This is a genomic window from Corynebacterium sp. 122RC1 (genome assembly GCF_024580955.1).
GTDB lineage: Bacteria > Actinomycetota > Actinomycetes > Mycobacteriales > Mycobacteriaceae > Corynebacterium > Corynebacterium kozikiae.
In genome coordinates this window covers 1-253 of the sequence record NZ_JANIKD010000084.1, presented here as the reverse complement: position 1 = coordinate 253, position 253 = coordinate 1, and the positions used below count along the sequence as shown (strand labels likewise).

Annotated in this window: 1 pseudogene; it reads right to left on the bottom strand. The window is 51.4% G+C overall.

Annotated elements, in window-relative coordinates:
• Positions 1-123: pseudogene (locus tag NQ050_RS11170) on the bottom strand (transposase); the annotation flags it as partial.
• Positions 124-253 lie beyond the last annotated feature (130 nt).

Here is a 253-nt window from a genome sequence, read left to right as displayed (position 1 = left end):
CACTTTCCTACGCTTGGTGTAGCCACGTAAGCTCATGTTTTTCATAACCCTGGCTACACGCTTATGATTCACCGAAACAAACCCCTTCTGGGAGTTCAGTTCAGCGGTGATTCTCTTCGCACCGTAGGGACCTGACCCCCGTTAGGTAGACACCCAATCTCAGCTCAGTCGGGCTGGGGGAAAGGTAATCTACCACCATGTCAGCGAAACGCTATGACGAGCAGTTCAAAAGGGATGCGGTTGCCTTCTATGA